This window comes from Actinotalea sp. (assembly GCF_041597215.1).
In the GTDB taxonomy this organism is placed as follows: Bacteria; Actinomycetota; Actinomycetes; order Actinomycetales; family Cellulomonadaceae; genus Actinotalea.
On the sequence record NZ_JBFHHB010000272.1, the window covers coordinates 1 to 4,031 of the forward strand.

The 4,031-nt window shown below is 74.9% G+C and carries 3 protein-coding genes and 1 pseudogene; 2 read left to right on the forward strand and 2 right to left on the reverse strand.

What is annotated here, in order from left to right; translation table 11 throughout:
* Positions 1-1,491: putative bifunctional diguanylate cyclase/phosphodiesterase (locus ABWK99_RS14390; RefSeq protein ID WP_372595389.1), on the reverse strand; the 1,491-nt coding region annotated here is incomplete at its 3' end.
* A 26-nt stretch (positions 1,492-1,517) separates the two neighbouring features.
* Positions 1,518-2,639 carry a DUF3048 domain-containing protein gene (locus tag ABWK99_RS14395; RefSeq protein ID WP_372595390.1) on the reverse strand — a complete coding sequence of 374 codons (1,122 nt, stop codon included), beginning with the start codon at positions 2,637-2,639 and terminating at the stop codon, positions 1,518-1,520.
* Between the two features lie 86 nt (positions 2,640-2,725).
* Between ABWK99_RS14395 and ABWK99_RS14400 the strand changes: the two genes are divergently transcribed.
* Entirely contained in the window at positions 2,726-3,886 is a 1,161-nt protein-coding gene (locus tag ABWK99_RS14400) for an AMP-binding protein (protein WP_372595391.1), read from the forward strand.
* 56 nt (positions 3,887-3,942) lie between these two features.
* Positions 3,943-4,031: pseudogene (locus ABWK99_RS14405) on the forward strand (1,4-dihydroxy-2-naphthoate polyprenyltransferase); the annotation flags it as partial.

Below are 4,031 nucleotides of genomic sequence, written 5' to 3' on the forward strand. Positions count from 1 at the left end.
CTTGAGCGCGGTGACGGGGAACCGGGTGAGGTACGCGAGGGAGGAGTACCCCGTCCCGAAGTCGTCGATGGCGAGCTCGCAGCCGAGGTCCGTGACGGCGCGCAGCTGGGCGAGGACGTCGTCGTTCGCCTCCAGGAGGACCCGCTCGGTGATCTCCAGGTGGAGGTCGGCCGGGTCCGCCCCGTGGCGGCGCGCCGACCCCATGACGAGGTCCATGAGCTCGAGATGCCGCACCTGGCGCGCCGAGACGTTGACCGCCATCTGGAGGTCGGGCCGCCGGCGCTGCCACTGCACGAGCTGACGGGTGGCCTCGTCCACCACCCATGCGCCGATCGGGAGGATGAGGTCGGAGTCCTCTGCCGTGTCGATGAAGGCCGCCGGCGAGAGCAGTCCCCGGTCCGGGTGCTCCAGCCGGAGCAGGGCCTCCGCCGCGACGACCCGCCCGTCGGCGAGGTCGACGACGGGCTGGTAGAGCAGGCGGAACCGCTCGAAGGCGAGCGCGGCGCGCAGGTCCTCCTCGACCGAGATCCGTCGCGCCGTGATCGCGTCCAGCTCCTCGTCGTACACGGCCCACGGCTGCCGGACGCGGTGCTTCGCGTGGTACATCGCCGCGTCGGCCCGGTGCAGCAGCCCCTCGGCACCCGTCCGCCTACCGTCCGCCAGGGCGATCCCGATGCTCGGCCGGACGACCAGGGCGCGCTCGGCGACGACGATGGGCCGGGCCACCGTGTCGTACAGCCGCGCCGCGAGCTCCCGCGCCGCCGGCTCGTCCGCCACCCGGGTGACCACGACGAACTCGTCACCGGCGAGGCGGGCGGCGAGGGCGTCCGTGTCCCCGGCGGTCACCGCGCCCAGCCGGCCCGCGACCTCGCGCAGGACCTCGTCCCCCGCCGCGTGCCCCAGGGTGTCGTTGACGTCCTTGAAGCGGTCGAGATCGAGGTACAGCACGGCGAACCGGCCGCGTCCGTCGTCCTCCTGGTGCTCGGCGAGTTCGATGACGTCCACCAGGAGGGCGCGGTTCGGCAGCCCGGTCAGACCGTCGTACAGCGCCCGGCGCGCGAGCTCCTCCTCGACGCCCCGGCGGTCGGAGATGTCCTCGACATGGGCCAGCAGGAGCTCCGGCTGCCCGGCGGTCACGATCGGGGTGATCGTGGTGCGCACCCAGACGATCGTCCCGTCCACGCGACGCAGCCGCTTCTCGCGTCGGCTGGTGCCGTGGCGTCTGACCGCGAGATCGGCCATCACCTGCAGGTCGACCACCCGGTCCTCGGGGAGCGAGAACTCGGGGCCCCGCCGGCCGATGAGGTCGGCCGGCGTCGTGCCGAGCAGTCGGGCGAAGGCCTCGTTGACGAGCAGGAGCTCGCCCTCGTGGCCCGGGTCGAGCCGGGCCACCGTCATCCCGATCGGGGCGCGGTCGAAGGCGAGCCGCACGTGGGCAGCGGCCTCGGCACGCAGCGCACTGCGCCTCGCCTCGTCCTCCGGGCCGCCCATGGCTCCTCCGAGCCGCTACCGCGCGGTCAGCCGACCGTGAACGAGCCGGTCCCTTGCGGGACGAGCTCGACCCAGGTCGCGCCCGGTGCGAGGAGGAGCGGCGAGCCGTCCGCGTCGAAGAGCTGGAGCGGCTCGTCCGTCGCGCTCTTGCGCCAGGTCCCCTCGACGGTGCGCCCGCCGGTCGCGACGGTCACCGGACCCTCGCCGACCAGGGAGTAGGTGGGGACCGGTGCGCCCTGCTGGGCGTCGAAACCCGAGTCGGGGTGCGGAGCGGTGACGGCCACCACGTTGGTCGCCGACAGCCGCGCACCGCTGTTCGCCATGGCCGGGGTCGAGCCCTCCGACCGCAGCCACAGGCTGCTTCCCTCGTCCCAGGTCCAGCTCGGGCTGGACTGCGCGGAGAGGCGGAAGGAGATCGTCGTGGCGGGGGTCCCGGAGAGCACGGCCCCGGAGGTCTCCAGGCTCCGCGCGAAGACGAACTGCTCCGGGGGCGCCGAGCTGTGCGTGGAGTCAGCGCTCGCCATGAACGTCTCCACGTTCCCGTACACGTTGTGCGGTGCGGACCGCCACGAGACACGCGCGAGGCCGGCCGCACCCGCGTCGTGGCTGATGGCCTGGATCCCCGCAGCGGGGACGAGAGCGAGGATCCCGGCCTGCCCGCCGGAGAAGACCAGCGGGCCGTGCAGCGACGCGGCGATGGGGATGTCCATCGGCCGCACCGAGCGCACCGGGCCGACCTCCGTCGGGACCTGCGACTGGTAGACGGCGACGAGCCGGGAGACCTCGAACTCGACGATCGTCTCCCAGACGACGTCGGCCTGCTCGAGCCCGGATTGCGGGCGGGCGGAGGAGGTGTTCTCGACCTTCACCGAGACGGCCGGACGGTCGACGAGCTCGTCGGTCGCCACCCCGGTCAGCGGCCAGGTCACCGGGACCTCCGGGGTGGGCGGCGCCTGCTTGCTCGGCTCGATCGACGGAGTCACGGTCACCGCCGGTGCCGGCTCGACCGTCGGGGTGCCGCAGGCGGCGAGGAGCGCGGAGGCGAGCAGGACCGAGCCCAGAGCTCCGGCGACGCGCGGCCGGCGCGCACCCGTCGTGCTCCTCGCCGACTCGCGGCGGGGCGCGCGCGGGTGGTGGTCGATCGACATCTGCACTGCGACTCCTTGCACCGGTCCTGGCGGGGCGGCCGCGGAGCGGCGCACGGGCCACTGTACGGCGCACCTACGCTGGCACGGTGGACCATCCGCTCATGCCGTGGCTCGTCGACGCGGCCGTGCCCGGGCCCGAGGCGCTGCTCGCTGCGATCGAGGCGGCGCTCGGCGGGACGGGCCCGGCGCTCGCTCCCACGGCGGGCCCGCCCGAGCCCCTCCCCGAGCGTGTCGCCGAGGACACCTGCCTGGCGATCCGGACCTCGGGAAGCACCGGTTCGCCTCGCCGGGTGCTGCTCGGTGCCGCCGCCCTGCGCGCCTCCGCCCACCGCACGCACGAGCGGCTCGGCGGCGCGGGGCGGTGGGTCCTCGCCCTCCCGCTGGACCACGTCGCGGGGCTGCAGGTCCTGGTGCGCTCGATCGTCGCCGGGACCGACCCGCTGCTGAGCGGGGGCTCGCCCGAGGCCCTCGCCGCGAGCGTCGCCGCTGCCGCGGGCACCGGCCCCCTCTACACCGCGCTCGTCCCGACCCAGCTCCATCGGATCGTGCGAGCGGCCACGACCTCACCCGACGGCGCACTCCCCCCTGAGCTCACCCCCCTGCTCCGGTTCGACGCCATCCTCGTCGGCGGGTCCGCCGCCTCCCCCGCGCTGCTGGAGGACGCGAGGCGGCTGGGTCTGCGCGTGGTGACCACGTATGGCATGACGGAGACCGCCGGCGGCTGCGTCTACGACGGTCTGCCGCTGGACGACGTCGAGGTCGGCCTGGACGACGGTGTGATCCGGATCGCGGGTCCCGTGCTCGCCTCCGGGTACCTGGTCGAGGGTCGGCTCAGCACCGACGGCTTCGAGCGAGGGGCCGACGGGGCGCTGTGGTTCCGCACGGCCGATCTCGGCCGCCTGCGCGGCGGGCGCCTCGAGGTCGTCGGACGGCACGACGACGTCATCGTCACCGGCGGCGTCAACGTCGCCCCGACCGCCGTCGAGGGCGCGCTCTCCGGGGTGCCGGGCGTCGCCGAGGTCTGCGTCGTCGGGGTCCAGGACGCCGAGTGGGGGCAGCGCGTGACCGCCGTCGTGGTCCCGGGCCCGGGCCCCGCGCCGACCCTCGCAGCGCTCCGGGAGGCGGTGAGCCGTACTCTTGGCTCCGCCTCGGCTCCGCGGGCGCTGGTGCTCGTCGACGCGTTGCCCCTGCGGGGGCCCGGGAAGGTGGACAGGGCTGCCGTCCGACGGCGAGCGGCCGGGTCCTGACGGACCGAGGCGGACTGCTGCGCAGGCAGCACCAGCCGGAACCGAAGGAGAACCCGATGGCGACCGCAGCCGAATGGCTCGAGGGCGCACGCCCGCGCACCCTGCCGGCGGCCGTCGCACCGGTGCTCGTCGGCACCGGTGCCGC